Origin of the sequence: Hyphococcus luteus, assembly GCF_002943565.1 — a bacterium.
Classification (GTDB): domain Bacteria; phylum Pseudomonadota; class Alphaproteobacteria; order Caulobacterales; family Parvularculaceae; genus Hyphococcus; species Hyphococcus luteus.
On the sequence record NZ_PJCH01000011.1, the window covers coordinates 1 to 16,345 of the forward strand.

15 protein-coding genes and 1 pseudogene are annotated in these 16,345 nt (G+C 58.2%); 10 read left to right on the forward strand and 6 right to left on the reverse strand.

Translation table 11 applies throughout. From position 1 onward, the window contains the following. Window positions 1–85 precede the first annotated feature (85 nt). Entirely contained in the window at window positions 86–1,120 is a 1,035-nt protein-coding gene (locus CW354_RS14290) for an IS110 family RNA-guided transposase (protein ID WP_104828498.1), read from the forward strand. 153 nt (window positions 1,121–1,273) lie between these two features. Here the strand turns inward: CW354_RS14290 and CW354_RS14295 are convergent, their stop codons facing one another. Next, window positions 1,274–2,287 carry a ComEC/Rec2 family competence protein gene (locus tag CW354_RS14295; RefSeq protein WP_165793731.1) on the reverse strand — a complete coding sequence of 338 codons (1,014 nt, stop codon included), beginning with the start codon at window positions 2,285–2,287 and terminating at the stop codon, window positions 1,274–1,276. Window positions 2,288–2,396: 109 nt separating this feature from the next. Here CW354_RS14295 and gltX point away from each other — a divergent pair, with 109 nt between their 5' ends. From gltX to rpmG, 6 genes and pseudogenes are all read left to right on the forward strand, one after another. Next, on the forward strand, window positions 2,397–3,806 hold the full coding sequence (gene gltX, locus CW354_RS14300) for a glutamate--tRNA ligase (protein ID WP_104830786.1): 1,410 nt from the start codon (window positions 2,397–2,399) through the stop codon (window positions 3,804–3,806). Window positions 3,807–3,891: 85 nt separating this feature from the next. After that, window positions 3,892–5,195: pseudogene (gene gltA, locus CW354_RS14305) on the forward strand (citrate synthase). 25 nt (window positions 5,196–5,220) lie between these two features. Further along, window positions 5,221–5,406, forward strand: coding sequence for a hypothetical protein (locus CW354_RS23120; protein ID WP_133162322.1), 186 nt, complete (start codon window positions 5,221–5,223; stop codon window positions 5,404–5,406). 3 nt (window positions 5,407–5,409) lie between these two features. Continuing rightward, complete coding sequence (gene purB / locus CW354_RS14310; protein ID WP_104830787.1) at window positions 5,410–6,714, forward strand: adenylosuccinate lyase; 1,305 nt, start codon at window positions 5,410–5,412, stop codon at window positions 6,712–6,714. Between the two features lie 58 nt (window positions 6,715–6,772). Continuing rightward, on the forward strand, window positions 6,773–7,195 hold the full coding sequence (locus tag CW354_RS14315; RefSeq protein ID WP_207764821.1) for a DUF983 domain-containing protein: 423 nt from the start codon (window positions 6,773–6,775) through the stop codon (window positions 7,193–7,195). A 101-nt stretch (window positions 7,196–7,296) separates the two neighbouring features. Continuing rightward, entirely contained in the window at window positions 7,297–7,464 is a 168-nt protein-coding gene (rpmG, locus tag CW354_RS14320; RefSeq protein ID WP_104830789.1) for a 50S ribosomal protein L33, read from the forward strand. A gap of 75 nt (window positions 7,465–7,539) precedes the next feature. Here the strand turns inward: rpmG and CW354_RS14325 are convergent, their stop codons facing one another. Continuing rightward, complete coding sequence (locus CW354_RS14325; RefSeq protein ID WP_104830790.1) at window positions 7,540–8,916, reverse strand: PleD family two-component system response regulator; 1,377 nt, start codon at window positions 8,914–8,916, stop codon at window positions 7,540–7,542. A 43-nt stretch (window positions 8,917–8,959) separates the two neighbouring features. Then, window positions 8,960–9,325, reverse strand: coding sequence for a response regulator (locus CW354_RS14330; protein ID WP_104831073.1), 366 nt, complete (start codon window positions 9,323–9,325; stop codon window positions 8,960–8,962). 181 nt (window positions 9,326–9,506) lie between these two features. On the opposite strand from CW354_RS14330, the gene CW354_RS14335 reads away from it, so the two are divergent. From CW354_RS14335 to CW354_RS14345, 3 genes are all read left to right on the forward strand, one after another. Next, window positions 9,507–10,805, forward strand: a complete 1,299-nt coding sequence (locus tag CW354_RS14335) for a DNA polymerase IV (protein ID WP_104830791.1) — start codon at window positions 9,507–9,509, stop codon at window positions 10,803–10,805. A 147-nt stretch (window positions 10,806–10,952) separates the two neighbouring features. Beyond that, the gene (locus CW354_RS14340; RefSeq protein ID WP_104830792.1) at window positions 10,953–11,867 is read left to right on the forward strand and encodes a peptidoglycan DD-metalloendopeptidase family protein; all 915 of its coding nucleotides are present in this window, start codon (window positions 10,953–10,955) and stop codon (window positions 11,865–11,867) included. A gap of 849 nt (window positions 11,868–12,716) precedes the next feature. Then, window positions 12,717–13,109, forward strand: a complete 393-nt coding sequence (locus CW354_RS14345) for a septal ring lytic transglycosylase RlpA family protein (protein ID WP_104830793.1) — start codon at window positions 12,717–12,719, stop codon at window positions 13,107–13,109. A 12-nt stretch (window positions 13,110–13,121) separates the two neighbouring features. Here CW354_RS14345 and CW354_RS14350 read toward each other — a convergent pair whose 3' ends face one another. The 3 genes from CW354_RS14350 to lpdA form a co-directional block, all read right to left on the reverse strand. Then, complete coding sequence (locus tag CW354_RS14350; RefSeq protein WP_104830794.1) at window positions 13,122–13,742, reverse strand: GTP pyrophosphokinase; 621 nt, start codon at window positions 13,740–13,742, stop codon at window positions 13,122–13,124. After that, a complete protein-coding gene (locus CW354_RS23125) occupies window positions 13,739–14,773 on the reverse strand; it encodes a hypothetical protein (protein WP_133162323.1) in 1,035 nt (344 codons plus the stop codon). Before CW354_RS23125 ends, CW354_RS14350 begins: the two co-directional genes overlap by 4 nt. A gap of 110 nt (window positions 14,774–14,883) precedes the next feature. Continuing rightward, complete coding sequence (gene lpdA, locus CW354_RS14355; protein WP_104830795.1) at window positions 14,884–16,299, reverse strand: dihydrolipoyl dehydrogenase; 1,416 nt, start codon at window positions 16,297–16,299, stop codon at window positions 14,884–14,886. Window positions 16,300–16,345: the final 46 nt, after the last annotated feature.

Consider the following 16,345-nt stretch of genomic DNA (forward strand, 5'->3'; position numbering starts at 1 on the left):
CAAAGCATGAGTAATCGGGCTTGGCGCCCAGCGGTCAGGCTCCTGTGGCAAGGTCAGTTTTTGACCTGCAAGATGGGAGATGAAGATGAAATACTACGTTGGATTGGATGTTGCGCTGCGTTCACTGGCGCTTTGCGTCATTGACGCCGACGGCAAGATTGCTCTCGAACGAGCGTTGCCATGCGAAATTAAAGACGTCGCTGATTGCATTCGTGATTTTGGCAAGCCCGTCGAAATGATTGGTTTTGAAGCCGGCACAATGAGCCAGCATCTATTCCACGGGCTGGTCGCTGAGGGTTTTGAAGTTGTTTGCATGGAGGCGCGCCAGGTGAGCGCCGCTCTGTCCGCCATGCGTAACAAGACTGACAAAAATGATGCGCGCGGCATTGCGCAAGTCGTCCGGTCCGGCTGGTACAATCCGGTTCACATGAAAAGCCGTTCCAGCCATTGTGAACGAGCGCTTCTCACCAGCAGAAAAACAATCCTTCGCAAATGCCTGGATCTGGAAAACGAAATCCGTGGTCTGTTCAAGGCCTTCGGCATTCGATTGCCGAAGGCGATAAAGCGGTACAACTTCGCCAAGCAGGTGCGGCCCATCATCGAAGCTGACGAAGGCTTGTCACATGCGTTGTTGCCGGTGCTTGATGCTCATGAAACATTGCTGGTCATCTTTGTGGAACTGGATCGACGAGTAAAGACGTACGCACGAAAAGACCCCGTTTGCACCCGTCTCATGACGGCGCCGGGCGTTGGCGAAATTACGGCGCTGAGCTTTAAGGCGGCTATCGATGACCCGACGCGGTTTAAATCCTCCCGCAATGTTGGCGCACACTTCGGGCTTACGCCAAGACGCTTTCAATCCGGCGAGATGGACAATCATGGCCGAATATCCCGCGCGGGAGATGAAGGCGTTCGAGCTAATCTTTATTCGGCGGCAAACTCACTGCTGACACGGTCACGCAATCCATCGAGGCTCAAGTCATGGGCTATGAAATTGATGCGTAGCAAAGGTCGACGTAGAGCAACCGTCGCGCTTGCCCGCAAACTCGCGGTCATCCTGCATCGCATGTGGGTTGCCGGGACAGACTTCCGATGGAACGCTACGGAGGTAACTGCATGATCTAAAACCTCACCCCGTTCCATCGGGATCGTCCTCACTTGGACGAGGTTGGTGGATGAAGCCGATTATGTCTGCTGCGCCTTATAATAAGCGCGACTCAAAGCGAGGCTCTCCACAAACCAATCCGGCACATGCATGCAGCCGCTTTTCATCTTACGAAGCGAACAGACTGCGGAGAGAAGCGTGACCCAAGTGAATACGAAACCGCGGAAAACTAAATTTGGAGCTTGACTGGACCCGCCGATTAGAGAAGCGGACAATGAAAAAGACAAGGCCCGTCGCGAGCCCCATATGAAGCCCTGAAATCGCCAACAGATGCGCAAGGCCCGCATCACGCAGCGCTGCTTCGCTGGTCTCGGAAATGAAGCCCCGCTTGCCGGTGACGATGGCGGCGAGAATGGCCCCGCCTTGCCCCTGCGCCGAGCCGACAATACGTTCGGCGAGCGAGAGCCGCATCGTCTCCACACGCGCCGCCAGCTTTTGGGAAAAGGATTTCCCCGCCGCCCTGTCGATCTCCGGCGCGGTGACGGCGAACCCTACGGCGCCGATGCGCTTGAAATAAAGCTGGCGCGCGAAGTCGAAGGCGCCGGGCGCGACCGGCGGCGGCGGCGGTGAGAGACCCGCCAGCACCGTGACGCGGTCGCCGGGCCGGGCGTCGAACCCTTCGCCGCGCCAGGTGACGCGCGCCCGGGCCGGAAGCGCTTCCGGCGCAACGTCCTCTATCGCCTCCACCGCAAGCACATAACGGCGCTGGCGCGCGCTTTCCTCTACGGAGATGATGCGCCCTGTAGTTTCGACAATGCCGAGATCCCGGGTCAGTTGAGGCGCATCCACGCGCGCCGTCCGCAAATCCGCCGCAACGAAACCGAGCGAAACGAACATCAGCGCCGCTGTCGCCTTTCGAAACGGTCCTGACTGCAGAAGGAAGAGACAGGCAAGCAGCGCGAATGCGCCCGCGCCCCAACCCCAATGCGGCTCCGCCTTGAGGCCGAAATAAAGCCCGGCGCCGAGCCCGATCGCCACAGGCGTCCATAAGGAAAGGCGCGCGAAATCCGCCGCCGCCCAGCGCCGAACGCTTTTTTCGGCAAGAAACAAAAGCCGCGCCAGGGACGGGGCTTTGGCGAAGCCCTCCTCCTTCAGGCCGGTTTTGACAAACTCGGCGACCATTCGTCCGCCCTTTGAACCTCTCCCGCCGGGCATAGGCGCCAGCGGTCCTGCATGCTATCTCGCGGCTCGCCGGAATACGCACGCAACAAAGGAGCCGGTCTTTAGAATTATGGCCGATAATCAGCAGCCTGTCGTCACCCGTTTCGCCCCCTCGCCTACGGGCTATTTGCATATTGGCGGGGCGCGCACGGCGCTATTTAACTGGCTTTACGCGCGCGGGCGCGGCGGCAAGTTTCTCCTGCGCATCGAAGACACGGACCGCGCCCGCCACAATGAAGCGGCGGTCGAGGCGATCCTGGACGGATTGAAATGGCTCGGCCTCGACTGGGACGGCGATCCGGTTTCTCAATATGCGCAGCAGACACGCCACAGAGAAATCGCCGAGCAATTGCTGGCTCAAGGCAAGGCCTATCGCTGTTATCTCGGCTCAGACGAGCTTGCCGCCGCGCGCGACAAGGCGAAGGCCGAAGGCGTGCGCTTTGAAAGCCCGTGGCGCGAGGCCGATTCGACGTCCGCGCCGGATGCGCCTTACGCCCTACGGTTCAAGGCGCCGCGCGATGGCGAAACCGTTGTTGACGATGCAGTTCAGGGCCGCGTCGCTTTTCCCAACGCCGCGCTGGACGATCTTATTATTCTGCGGTCTGATGGCGGACCGACTTATAATCTCGCCGTCGTCGTGGACGATCACGATATGGGCGTGACTCATGTCATTCGCGGCGATGACCATCTCAATAACGCGGCGCGCCAGAGCCAGATCTATCAGGCTCTTGGCTGGCCGGTTCCGGTCTTCGCTCATGTGCCGCTTATTCACGGCCAGGACGGCGCGAAGCTTTCGAAACGGCACGGCGCGCTCGGCGTCGAGGCCTATCGCGATCAGGGATATTTGCCGGAAGGGCTGTTCAACTATCTTCTCCGCCTCGGCTGGGCTCATGGCGACGAAGAAATCATTCCTTATGAGCGCGCCAAGGAGATTTTCGATCTCAATGGCCTCAACAAGGCGCCGGCGCGGCTCGATCTCGACAAGCTCAACCATGTGAACGCCCATTATTTGGCGGCGTTAAGCGATGATGAGTTTATCCGCCGCGCAGCGCCTTTCATCGAGGCCGTCGGCGTTAATTTGAATACAGAGAATATGGCCCGCCTCGAACGGTCCGCCGCCTTCCTGAAAACACGCTGCGCAACGCTCGCCGATGCGACGGATGTGTCGGCCTATCTGTTCCTAGCGCGTCCGTTAACCATTGAGGGCAAGCCCGCAAAGCCGCTCAAGAAAGACGGCGCGCGCGAGATCCTGCGTGACCTTATCGAGGCGCTCGAAGATGAGGCGGTCTGGGCCTCCGCCGCTCAACTCGACGACAAGCTGCAGGCCTTTGCGGCGGCGAAAAATGTGGGTTTCGGCGTTGTCGGCCCTCCGGCGCGGGCGGCGCTTACGGCAGGACGGCCTTCGCCGGGGTTGGGCGAGGTGCTCTATGGGCTTGGCCGCGAAGAGGCCTGCGCGCGGCTGGCCGATCAGGCCGCCTGACTCAGGACTGGAAACCCCGACTTAAACTGGCTAGTGTGCGCCGCAACATGCGGGTGATGCGTCGCATAACATAAGGGTGCAATCCATGAAAAGCGAATTAAAACAAGCGGATATCGCAAACTTCACGATTGGCGGAAAGACCGCTGAACTCCCCGTTTTCAAGGCGACTCATGGACCAGACGTAGTCGACATCCGGGCTCTCTATAAGCAGACCGGCTCTTTTACTTTCGATCCCGGCTACACCTCGACCGCAAGCTGCGAATCGAAAATCACCTTTATCGACGGCGATGAAGGGGTCTTGCTTTATCGCGGTTATCCGATCGACCAGCTTGCAGAGAGTTCCGACTTTCTTGAGGTCGCCTATCTCCTGCTGAACGGAGAACTCCCCAGCAAGGCCGAACGCGACCGGTTCGACACATCCATCACGCGCCATACGATGGTGCATGAACAGCTCAAGAATTTCTTCAGCGGTTTCCCCGCGATGCGCACCCAATGGCGATCATGGTCGGCGTCGTCGGCGCGCTGTCGGCGTTTTATCACGACTCCACCGACATTAACGATCCTTACCAACGCCGCGTCGCGATCCATCGCATGATCGCAAAAATGCCGACCATTGCGGCGATGGCCTACAAATACTCAATCGGGCAGCCTTTTGTGTTCCCGCGCAACGATCTCGATTTTACATCGAACTTCATGCGCATGTGCTTTGCCGTGCCTGCAGAGGAATTTGAACTCAATCCGGTCCTGTGCGACGCGCTCGACAAGATCTTCATCCTGCACATGGACCATGAGCAGAACGCGTCGACTTCGACGGTGCGCTTGGCGGGTTCTTCAGGCGCCAATCCTTTCGCCTGCATCGCCGCCGGCATCGCCTCGCTCTGGGGCCCGGCGCATGGCGGCGCCAACGAAGCGGCGCTCAACATGCTCGAAGAGATCGAGTCGGTTGAAAATATCCCCGAATATATCAAACGAGCCAAAGATAAGGATGATCCGTTCCGCCTGATGGGCTTTGGTCACCGCGTCTACAAGAACTATGATCCGCGCGCCAAAGTAATGCGCAAAGCCTGTCACGAAGTGCTCGACGCGCTTGGCGTCAAAGACGAGCCGCTCCTCAAAGTGGCGATGGAGCTGGAGCGCATTGCGCTTGAGGACGAATACTTTGTCGAGAAAAAGCTCTATCCGAATATCGACTTCTATTCTGGCATCACCCTGCGCGCGCTGGGCTTCCCGACGGATATGTTCACTGTGCTTTTCGCGCTTGCGAGAACCGTCGGATGGATCGCCCAATGGCGGGAAATGATCGAGGATCCAAATCAGAAAATCGGCCGTCCGCGCCAGATTTATACCGGCGCGCCGAAACGCGACTACGTTTCGATTGACCAGCGCTAGGCGAACAGCGCAATAAAGGCCTCAGATGCTTTGGCTTGCAGTGCATATGTGGGCGCTGCTCCTCGCTGCGTTCGGCGTGGGGCTGGGCGCGGGCTGGTGGATTTGGGGCCAGAGAAACCGCCCGCCGGCCCCGTCGGAAACCGGCGACGCGCCCCTTGGCACGCTTGACCTTGACGATGACGCAGGCGCCGGCGCGCCTGACAGGAGTTGACGAATGATCCCGCGCTATACCCGTCCGGAAATGGCGGCCATCTGGTCGGACGCTGCAAAATACCGGATCTGGTTCGAGATCGAAGCGCACGCCGCAGACCGCTTGGCGGAGCTCGGCGTCATTCCTGCTTCAGCGGCGAAAACCATCTGGGAAAAAGGCGGCGCGGCGGAGTTTGACGTCGGGCGCATCGATGAAATCGAACGCGAGGTCAAACACGACGTCATCGCTTTTCTCACCCATCTCGCCGAATTCGTCGGAGAGGATGCTCGTTTCGTTCACCAGGGCATGACCTCATCGGACGTTCTTGACACCTGCCTTTCCGTGCAATTGACCCGCGCCGCTGATCTGTTGTTCGCCGACATGGACCGCGTGCTGTCTGCGCTTAAGAAACGCGCGCTGGAGCACAAGAACGACGTTTGCGTCGGGCGCAGTCACGGCATTCACGCCGAGCCGACGACCTTCGGCGTCAAACTCGCCGGCTTTTATGCGGAATTTGAGCGCGGCCGACAGCGGCTTGAGGCGGCGCGTGAAGAAATCGCCGTCTGCGCGATTTCCGGCGCCGTCGGCACTTTCGCCAATATCGATCCGTCGGTTGAAGAACATGTGGCGGTGAAAATGGGCCTTAAGGTCGAGCCGGTCTCCACACAGGTGATCGCCCGAGACCGTCACGCCGCCTATTTCACCGCCCTTGCCGTCATCGCCTCTTCCATCGAACGGCTGGCGACGGAAATCCGCCATCTTCAGCGCACCGAAGTCCTCGAGGCCGAAGAGTTCTTCTCCAAGGGCCAGAAGGGCTCGTCCGCCATGCCGCACAAGCGCAATCCGGTCCTGACGGAAAACCTTACCGGCCTTGCCCGGCTCGTGCGCATGTGTGCGACGCCGGCGCTGGAAAATGTCGCGCTCTGGCACGAGCGCGACATCTCTCATTCTTCGGTCGAGCGCGGCATCGGACCGGACGCCACCGTGCATCTCGATTTCGCCCTCAACCGTCTCGCTGGGGTCGTCGAAAATCTCGTCGTCTATCCCGAGCGCATGCTGGACAACATGAACAGCTTGAACGGCCTGATTTTCTCCCAGCGCGTTCTGCTGGCGCTGACCCAGGCCGGGGCTTCGCGCGAAGAGGCCTATAGCCTCGTTCAGCGCAACGCCATGCCGGCCTGGCGCGGCGAAGGCCTGTTTCTGGACAATCTCAAGGCCGACAAGGACGTGGCGGCGCATCTTTCCGGCGCCGAGCTCGAAAGCCTTTTCGATCTTTCCTATCACACCAAAAATGTGGACGTAATTTTCAAGCGGGTCTTCGGAAATTGATCGTCCGCGCTGTTTGGGCGCGTTGCTTTTGAGCATTTCCGCCCCCAGATAGATGCTTATGAGTGATTCAGTTCAAACCTTTGGCGCAGATATGGGCCGGCGTTCCTGGCTCCAGGCCATGACGCGCGGGATCGGCCATCGTTGCCCCCAATGCGGGCGCGGCCGGCTTTTCAAAAGTTACGTTAAAACCAACGAAACATGCCCGTCCTGCGGTCTCGAGCTCTCCGGCCATCGCGCCGACGACGCCCCGCCCTATCTCACTATTATCATTGTCGGGCACGTCATGATCCCGCTGGCGCTCGCCGTTAAGCAAGTTTTCGACCCGCCATTGACGCTGCAATTCGCCATCTGGCTGCCCACCATGGTCCTGGCCGCCTGGATTCTCCTTCCGGCGTCAAAAGGCGCCATGGTCGGACTGCAATGGGCGAACCGCATGCACGGCTTTGCCGGGCTGGACGCCGATCCGGATGCAGATGTCTGACGTCACGGGCATTTAATCCCCGCCGCATGGCTTGACACCTGACGGCGCGTGAGTATGTTCCGCGCTCATTTTGCGCGAATAAAGGTCCCGAGGAGCGACCCATGGCCAAGCCAACCACCGTCAAAATCCGGCTCAATTCCACCGCCGGCACGGGCTATTTTTACGTGACGAAGAAGAACACCCGTACGATGACGGAAAAACTCGTCATGAAGAAATACGATCCCGTTGCGCGCAAGCATGTGGAATTCAAGGAAGGCAAGATTAAATAAGATCTAGCCGCTTCCGGCATGAGAAAGCCGCCCTTGAGGGCGGCTTTTTTGTTGCGCTGATCGCGCCTGAAAATGTCAGGCGGCGCTTTGGATGACGCGATTTCGGCCGCCGGTCTTGGCCGTGTAAAGCGCCTCATCGGCGCGCTTGATGAGCTTCTGGGCGCTGTCGTCCTCGGGGCCGTTCTCCGTCGAGGCAAGCCCGATGCTGACGGTCACGGTCAGTTCGTCCCGTCCCGCATTCAGATGAAACTTCTGGGAGGCGATTTCCTGGCGAAGGCGTTCGGCGACCACGGAAGCAAAACTCAAATCCGTATCCGGCATGGCGATCAGAAATTCTTCGCCGCCATATCGGCAGGCGAGATCGATGCCCCGGATCGAATTGGAAATGCGTTCGGCGAACTCTTTCAGAACGCGATCGCCTACGTCGTGACCATGACTGTCATTCACTTCCTTGAAGTGATCGATATCGAGGATCATCACTGAAAGCGGCCGGCCTGTCCAATAGGCGCGGTCAAACATGGCGGAGAGATGACTCGCCAGATAGCGGCGGTTGTAAAGCCCGGTGAGCTGGTCGGTGACCGCCATTTCCAGACTGACCTGGAAGGATGAGCGCAATTGGTCCACATAGCGCTTGCGGCGCAACTGGGTCGTCACCCGGGCGGTGAGTTCGTTCTTGTCCACCGGCCGTGTCACATAATCGTTGACGCCGATATCGAGGGCGCGCACGAGCTTGCGGGTATCGCCATGGCGCACAATGGCCAGAATCGGCGTCAAACGTGTTTCTTCGAAAGACCGGATCGAGGAACAAAGGCGCAGAGGATCCATCGCCTCAATAGACATATTGACGAGGATGAGGTCGAAATCCCCCTCGCGGGCGCGGTTGAGCGCCACTTCCGGATCGCTCTCGTGGGTCACATGATGAGCTTCGACGCCAAGGGTGCTGATCATGCGCGCAGCCTGCTCATCATTGTCGTCAATCAGAAAAATTCGCGCCTCGTCGGCGCCTGCGTCTGGATCGATATTGCCGACAATCCCGAGATCCTTGCCGGTGGCGTAACGCGCACGCAGCTCGTCGGTCATCATTTTAAGACGAGTCAGCGAGCGCACGCGGGCGAACAGCGCAAGATCTTCAACAGGCTTGGTCAGGAAATCGTCGGCGCCGGCTTCAAGACCGACAATCCGATCGGCCTGCTGGTCGAGCGCCGTGACCATCACCACCGGAATATGCATGGTCTCCGGATTGGCTTTGAGTTTCCGGCAGGTTTCAAAGCCGTCCATGCCCGGCATCATAACGTCGAGCAGGATGATGTCCGGCTTTTCTTGAGACGCGATATCCAAAGCCTCCTGGCCGGAATAAGCGCCGAGCACGTCAAAATACTCCGCTCTCAGCTTTGCTTCGAGCAGTTTGACGTTCGGTTCGAGATCGTCGACGACCAGTACGCGCGCCGTCATGGAGCCCCCATGGCTATTAGGGTTTTGTTAAGTCCCTGAAAGCCTAGTCCAAATATCTTTTCACTTTCTCAAGAAACGTCGCGACGGAGATAGGTTTTGCGATATAATCTTCGCACCCTCCCTGGCGAATGCGCTCCTCGTCCCCCTTCATGGCGAAGGCGGTCACGGCGATCACGGGGATATCGGCCAGTTCGGAATTGGCCTTGATCTCGCGGGTCACCTCAAGTCCGGAGACTTCCGGCAGCTGGATGTCCATGAGAATGAGGTCCGGTTTATGCTCTTTAAGCTGATCCAGCGCTTCGGGCCCGGTGCGGGCCTCCAGCGTCTCATAACCGTGAATCTGCAGGAGATCGCGGAACAGCTTCATGTTCAGCTCGTTGTCCTCAACGATCAGCACCGTCTTGGGCATGGTTGAATAATCGAGCTTTTCCATGGCCGACATAATACGCCTTTTTATCTTGTCACGCGCGGGGAACCGTCGAATCGGTCCCGCCGATGGAAAGTTTTGCGCAAAAGGTCTTAATCGAATGTTTATCTTGATGGCCGCGTCAGTGGTTTTGTCCGGTCACGCCATGTTAACTACTTGTTAAATGGAAAATTTTTCCGGATATTCCGGTTTCTGCCGGGACTGCTTCGCCCCCTTTCGGGAGAGCGGCGACGAGGCCGTCCGGCGCTGCAAAGCCTGCGAATCGGTGCGAATCATCACCCATCCGGAGCTGTTTTCCCTCTCTATCGCTCATCTCGACTGCGACGCCTTTTACGCGGCCATCGAAAAACGCGACGATCCGAGCCTCGAGGACAAGCCCGTGATTATCGGCGGGGGCGTGCGCGGGGTCGTTTCGACCGCCTGCTATGTGGCCAGGACTTACGGCGTGCGCTCGGCCATGCCCATGTTCAAGGCGCGCGAGGCCTGCCCCGACGCGGTGATCATCAAGCCGAATATGGAGAAATATGCGAAAGTCGGCCGCGAGGTCAGGAAAATGATGCTCGACCTCACCCCCATGGTGGAGCCCCTTTCGATCGACGAGGCCTTTATGGACCTTACCGGCACCGCCCGGATCCATGGCGGTCCGCCGGCCGTGACCCTCGCCCGGCTTCAGGCGCGGGTCCAGGCGGCGCTCGGGGTCACCACCTCCATCGGCCTGTCGCATAACAAGTTTCTCGCCAAGATGGCCTCGGACCTCGACAAGCCGCGGGGGTTTTCCGTGATCGGGAAAGCCGAGACAAAAGAGTTTCTGGCGCGCCAGCCGGTGACCATGATCTGGGGCGTCGGCAGGGCGATGGCGGCGAAGCTCGAACAGGACGGCGTCAAAACCATCGCGCAGCTTCAAAAGGCGGACGCCGCGAGCCTCGCCAAGCGTTACGGCGAGATGGGCCTGCGCCTCGCCCGCCTTTCGCAAGGAGAAGACAGCCGCGCCGTCAAACCGGAACGCGAGACCAAGAGCGTGTCTTCGGAGACTACCTTCAACACCGACATCCGCGACGCGAAATGGCTCGAAGATGTTCTCTGGGAGCTGTGCGAGAAAGTCTCGGCGCGGATGAAAGCGTCGGGCTTCGAGGGCCGCACCGTCACGCTGAAACTCAAAAGCGCGGACTTTAAAACCATCACCCGGCGCACGACGCTCGACCAGCCGGCCAATCTTGCGCGCGTCGCCTTTGCGGCGGCGAAACCGATGTTGCATGACGCGGCGGGCGGCAAAGCCTATCGCCTGATCGGCGTCGGCTTTTCCGGCCTTTCTTTCGCCGGTGAAAATCAGGCGGCGCCGGACCTTTTCGGCGAAAGCAACGAAAAGATCGCCCGCACCGAAAAGGCGATCGACGCGATCCGCGAAAAGTTCGGCCGCGACGCCGTGAAGGCCGGCCGGACCTTGCGCGGGCCGCGGCGCTAACAGGCTGATATTTTAACAGGAAATCAGCCCCCGGAGGACCGCCGCCGGCAAGGTGACGCGCCGCGTTTCGCGTGATAACGTAACGCCCGGGGGTATCCTGGGGTTATCAATAAGCGCGCCAATAGGCGTGCGGTTCAGGGGCGTTTCATGAAATTTCTGCTGAGGCTTTTGCGTCGGCTGTTGGTCATGTTGATCGTGCCGGCGATCTTTCTCGCCGCCGGCTGGTATGGCGGATCGAAATACGGCGCGCCGCCCGCCGTCGTCGGCGCCGTCGACAATGTGTTTGCCAAAGGCCGCGCGATCCTGACGCCGATCCTCGGCGAAGCCGCGCGCAAGGGCGGCGAGGCCGCGAAGACCGCCGCGCAGCAGGGAAGCGATTATGTGGTCGGCACCGTCGAACAGATGATCAAAGACTATAAAGAGCGGTCCGAAGAAGAACCGGGCGAAGCCCCCGAAACGCAAGAAGGCGAAACGCCGGACACGGACGAACCCGCGCCCGCCGAACCACCCGCAACCGAGCCCGAACCGCAACCCTCTGCCGCCCCGGTTCAAACCGGCGACGGCATCGTCCTTTGCAAAATGCGCATCTCGAACCAGCCGCGCCAGGGCGCGCCGGGATCGAGCATCGGCGCCGCTGACGAAACGACGACCTATAAAGGCGTCACCCTCCTCCTCATGCCGGCGACCAAAGCCTGCCTTTCCTCCGGCTACGGATACAGGAACGGCAAGCTGCACAAGGGCGTCGACTATTTCTCCGACCGGGGCGGCGACGTCCTCGCCGCGGGCGACGGAACCATCGTCGAAGCGGTCTCGCGGTCCGACTATGGCAACATGGTCGTCATCGACCATGGAAACGGCGTTTACACGCGCTACGCCCATCTCGCGCGCTTTGCGTCCGGCGTGAAAAAGGGCGCGGCCGTGACAATGGGCCAGACCCTCGGCCCCATCGGCAAGTCCGGCGCCGCGCCGGTCGTGCACCTCCATTACGAGGTGCTGACCGGCGGTTACGGGACCCGGGCGAAATCCTTCGGCCTCGAGGCCGTGGACCCGTTCGGTCTTTAAAACCCCCGGAAAAACCGCCTTTCTGTGATCTGGATCACATCCGGCCCGGTCCGGCCGGGCTAAGGTCCGTTCATCACGCCGGAGCGGCCCATCACCCAGGGCCGCAACGGCGCACCGGCCGGGCGCCGGCCCCTCCCCGCCCGGCCGCAAACTTGTCAAAGCCGCGTGAGGCGTAATTGCTCGCGCGGCTTTTTTTTCGTCTTGCCCGCCGGGCCCGCCGGCCGTGAAACAATTTTGCGCAATCGCATCGCTATTTCTTTTTCTTTGGCTCATTTGCTGGCTTTCAGACGAATTTGGCGCCTTTTACATAAAAATGTTTCACGCGGCCCGTCCGACCTCTCCTTCTTCGACTCCCCACGCTTTGCTTGTCCCGGACCCGATCCGGGAAGCGTGGGGTCCATCCATGGCGCTGCAATCCGCTTTCTCTTAAGGCTGGACGCCACGGTTGAACCGTGGCGAGTCGCCAGGAGAAGGCTTCGCATCGTTCTCGCGAGCCTTGTGACGCGCGGATGCGCCACGCAAGGTCGGCCCGACAGCACTATAAAGCCGCCGGAAAACCCGTGCGGACTTATCCACGGCTTTTGTTTCCGTGCTATCATGAACGGCGCCCGCCTATCCTTTGCTCGCATAAGCGCCGCGCGAAGGCGCACAAGCGCAAAAACTGCCTCCCCCTTGCGGGGAGGCCGAAATCTTCGATTTCGGGAGGGGGTAAGCCCCAATGCGCCTTTCTCTATTTTCGGCGAGATCCTCCCCCCGCCCAAAAACGCGGTTCACCCGCGTTTTTGACCTCCCCTCAAGGGGGAGGTGAAGGGATTAGGCGCCCCGGCGCGAACGCCCTATATTAGCCCTATGTACCCCCGCGCCGCGATTCCCGCCGCCTTCGCCCTCTTTCTCCTGGGGGCCGGCTGCGGCCGCGAGCAGATGGCCGTGCCGACGACGCCGAGCCTCAAGCCCCAATGCGGCGTCGCCTCCTATTACCACCCGACGCTCGAGGGGAACCTCACCGCCAATGGCGAGACCTACGACCCCGACCGTTACACCGCCGCCCATAAGAGGCTGCCCTTCGACACCGAGCTCGAAGTGCGCCGGCGCGATACGGGCGAAACCGTGGAGGTGCGCGTCAATGACCGCGGGCCGTTCATCAAGGGACGGATCATCGACCTCTCCCCGACCGCCGCCTCAGAGATCGGGCTGACGGAAGGAGACGGGGTTGCGGAGGTTTGCTTGGTGAGGATTGGGTGATGGCAGCTAAGGTCATTTTTCACCTTCTGCTGCTTTTTTCAGAAACAATTCGTTGAAAATTTCGTCAGCTCCCCAAGCTTGGGCTGCCGTAAAAGCCAGTTTTCTCATTTCTCCCCCATCTAATTCGCCCAATTCTGGTTTATAGGCCAAATCATGCTCTGCTTCTGCCCAAGCGTGTTGAAATAACGTTTTTATTTGGAGCTCAAAAAATTCCGGCAAATTATCTCTATCAGAAGCCGAATAGATAATCTCGTTTGGCAAAGCCATGATAAAATGTTTGCCGAAATATCCAAATTCCCAATTTGATTCAGGCACTACCGCTTTTTCTTCAATTGGTTGAAAGTATGGCAGGATTTTTTCTTCTATTCGTTTTACATCACTCAGGTAATAAGTAATAATGCGTGCTCCGATTTGATCCTGAATTTGGTTAAGTGGGTCAGTATATTTTTTCTTCTTACCTTCGAGTTTGTTAGATTTTTTAATAAATCTGTCTACTGATTTGGCGCGAGCACTAACACGATCTACACGTACAAAAGGTTTAAGATAATTATTTATAACAGCCTCAAGCGCATTTGCAGCTGGCACCAAATTATTAGCATAGCGGTCTTCATATTGCTCGCGTAAACTCATCATCTGATTCTAGACTTCCCGACTTTTTCATCTTTTATCGACCCAGTAGCGGTTACTTTTACCTTGCGCTTTTTCTTATCTAAAATTTCAGTTTTAAATACTTCATCAAAATCATCCGCATCGGCTGTTAGCAATGCTCCTGTATCTAATTCTAAACTTCTAAACGGGATTTGTGCGCGGAATTCGTTCAACTCAAATTTGAATCGATCATGCGCCAATTCGGGATAATCGATTTCACGTAAAATAGCTTTTATAGTTTTGTCTGATAAGCCAGATTGGCTTCCAAAATCTTCAATACTTATATTCTGACCGGCTAATTTGCCGGCTAATGTCACAGCGGCAGTTATTTCGGATTTAACATCGAGGTCATCGGAGCTGCGCGCAGCCTTTCTAAGAGCTGCAGCAAGTCGTTTAGTTCCAGCTGCGGCAGTTGTTAGAAATGAAGAATCCAAAAATTCTTCTATCCAATATTCTGATATTCTAATGCCGTGACCATAAATCTGCTTATCAACGGCGCGCCCTTTCCAAAAACCACCTGACAATGAAGCGTGCTCATACAGCGCGGCCTTATATTTATGAGAATTCTTCATAAACACGCGCTCCAAAAATTCTATACTGAGCGCGTTTTTCTTATATTCTGCTAGAATACCTGTGTCTGCCGGAAAGCGTGAGACAACAACCCTGTGCCGCTGCCCGTTTTTGCCACAAATCAAAAAAAGCAAACCAAGACCTGATCTGCGCGTTGTGTAGCTTTCCAATCTAGTGGCAATTTTCCGTGCACGTGGTAAATTTGGTAGCTCAACGTAGTTTGTTATCAATTCACGGCACGGATTGTTTTGCGTTCCATCTGCGTCTTTATTGAAAATAATCTCTATGTCACATTCTCGATCAGAATCTATAAAGATGCCTTTCAGGAGGTCATATAATCTTTCGTCTTTTGGAGTGACTTCAGCTCCTTCGCGGTGCGCAATTGATTCTTCTTCACCTGCCCGCGGCGTCACCAAGAAGGCGTGAATCTTGTCGATTTCAACCACTATATACGCCTCCCAAAAAGAATCATCACTAGTAAAACAATTATTTTATAATAATTCCTTAGTAGAGATTCAAATTTTAACCTCCTTAGGAGTTCGCTAACGGAACTCCTTCAAACATGAATCACCCTTCCATACGCATCGAGCGTCGCTTCGTGCATTATCTCGGAAAGCGTCGGGTGCGGGAAGATGGCGTGCATCAGGTCTTCTTCGGTGCCCTCCATGGAGCGCGCGAGGCCTAGCCCCGAGATCAGTTCGGTGACTTCCGCCCCGATCATATGGGCGCCGAGGAGCTCGCCGGTCGCCTCATCGAAGATGGTCTTGACCATGCCCTCGGGCTCTCCCAGCGCGATGGCCTTGCCGTTGCCGACAAAGGGAAAGCGCCCGATCTTGACCTTGCGCCCCGCCTCTTTCGCTTGCGCCTCGGTCATCCCGACGCTCGCGACCTGCGGGTTTGAATAGGTGCAGCCCGGAATGGTTGAGACATCCATGGGGTGGAGGCCTTTGACGCCGGCGATCTTCTCGACGCACAGGACCCCTTCGTGGCTCGCCTTGTGCGCCAGCCAGGGCGGGCCCACGAGATCGCCGATGGCGTAGAGGCCTTTGACGCCCGTCTCCAGCCATTCATTGACGGTGACATGGCCGCGCTCGACCTTGGCGCCGACCGCCTCGAGCCCGATATTCTCCGTGTTCCCCGTAATCCCGATGGCGAGGATGACGCGGTCGGCCTCTATCTGTTCGGTCTTGCTGTCTTTCAGTTTCACGGTCGCCTTCACGCTGTCGGCGCCCTTTTCGAGCTTGTCGACGCTGGCGGAAGTGAGGATATTCATGCCCGCCTTCTTGAAGCGCTTCTCGGCGAATTTCGAGATCTCCGCGTCCTCGGCGGGCAGGATCCGGTCGACCATCTCCACCACCGTCGTCTCCGCCCCGAGCGCGTTATAGAAACTCGCGAACTCAATGCCGATGGCGCCCGAGCCGATGACGAGGAGCTTTTTCGGCATGACGTCGGGGACCATCGCCTCTTTCGCGGTCCAGATGAACTTGCCGTCGGGCTCGAGCCCGGCCTGGGGGATGGTGCGCGCCCGCGCGCCGGTGGCGAGGATGACGTGCTTGGCTTTGATCGTGTCCTCGCCGCTCTCGGTTTTCACCTTCACGAGCGGCGCAGCAGCGCCCTTCTCGAGGCGCGCGGTTCCCTTGATGACCTCGATCTTGTTTTTCTTCATCAGGCCGGTGACGCCCTTTTCCATGCGCGCCGAGACATTGCGCGAGCGCTTGACGACCGCCTCCAGGTTGAAGCCGATATTCTCGGCCTTGAGGCCGTATTCCTCGGCATGCTGCATGGTGGTGTAGACTTCCGCGGTCCTGAGGAGCGCCTTCGTGGGAATGCACCCCCAGTTGAGGCAGACCCCGCCCAGGGCGTCGCGCTCCACAATGACGGTCTTCAGCCCCAGCTGGCTGGCGCGGATCGCCGCCACATAGCCCCCGGGTCCCGATCCGATCACGGCGAGATCGCAAGTGTGTTCCGTCATTGTTACTGCCCTTCGCGGTTTACGTGTCTTCTTTCGCGCGCGACTA

Bases quoted from the DNA above. Each gene is read 5' to 3' on its own strand.
- CW354_RS14290 (WP_104828498.1), top strand. From the start codon at position 86: ATGAAATACTACGTTGGATTGGATGTTGCGCTGCGTTCACTGGCGCTT.
- CW354_RS14295 (WP_165793731.1), bottom strand. From the start codon at position 2,287: ATGGTCGCCGAGTTTGTCAAAACCGGCCTGAAGGAGGAGGGCTTCGCC.
- gltX (WP_104830786.1), top strand. From the start codon at position 2,397: ATGGCCGATAATCAGCAGCCTGTCGTCACCCGTTTCGCCCCCTCGCCT.
- CW354_RS23120 (WP_133162322.1), top strand. From the start codon at position 5,221: ATGCTTTGGCTTGCAGTGCATATGTGGGCGCTGCTCCTCGCTGCGTTC.
- purB (WP_104830787.1), top strand. From the start codon at position 5,410: ATGATCCCGCGCTATACCCGTCCGGAAATGGCGGCCATCTGGTCGGAC.
- CW354_RS14315 (WP_207764821.1), top strand. From the start codon at position 6,773: ATGAGTGATTCAGTTCAAACCTTTGGCGCAGATATGGGCCGGCGTTCC.
- rpmG (WP_104830789.1), top strand. From the start codon at position 7,297: ATGGCCAAGCCAACCACCGTCAAAATCCGGCTCAATTCCACCGCCGGC.
- CW354_RS14325 (WP_104830790.1), bottom strand. From the start codon at position 8,916: ATGACGGCGCGCGTACTGGTCGTCGACGATCTCGAACCGAACGTCAAA.
- CW354_RS14330 (WP_104831073.1), bottom strand. From the start codon at position 9,325: ATGCCCAAGACGGTGCTGATCGTTGAGGACAACGAGCTGAACATGAAG.
- CW354_RS14335 (WP_104830791.1), top strand. From the start codon at position 9,507: ATGGAAAATTTTTCCGGATATTCCGGTTTCTGCCGGGACTGCTTCGCC.
- CW354_RS14340 (WP_104830792.1), top strand. From the start codon at position 10,953: ATGAAATTTCTGCTGAGGCTTTTGCGTCGGCTGTTGGTCATGTTGATC.
- CW354_RS14345 (WP_104830793.1), top strand. From the start codon at position 12,717: ATGTACCCCCGCGCCGCGATTCCCGCCGCCTTCGCCCTCTTTCTCCTG.
- CW354_RS14350 (WP_104830794.1), bottom strand. From the start codon at position 13,742: ATGATGAGTTTACGCGAGCAATATGAAGACCGCTATGCTAATAATTTG.
- lpdA (WP_104830795.1), bottom strand. From the start codon at position 16,299: ATGACGGAACACACTTGCGATCTCGCCGTGATCGGATCGGGACCCGGG.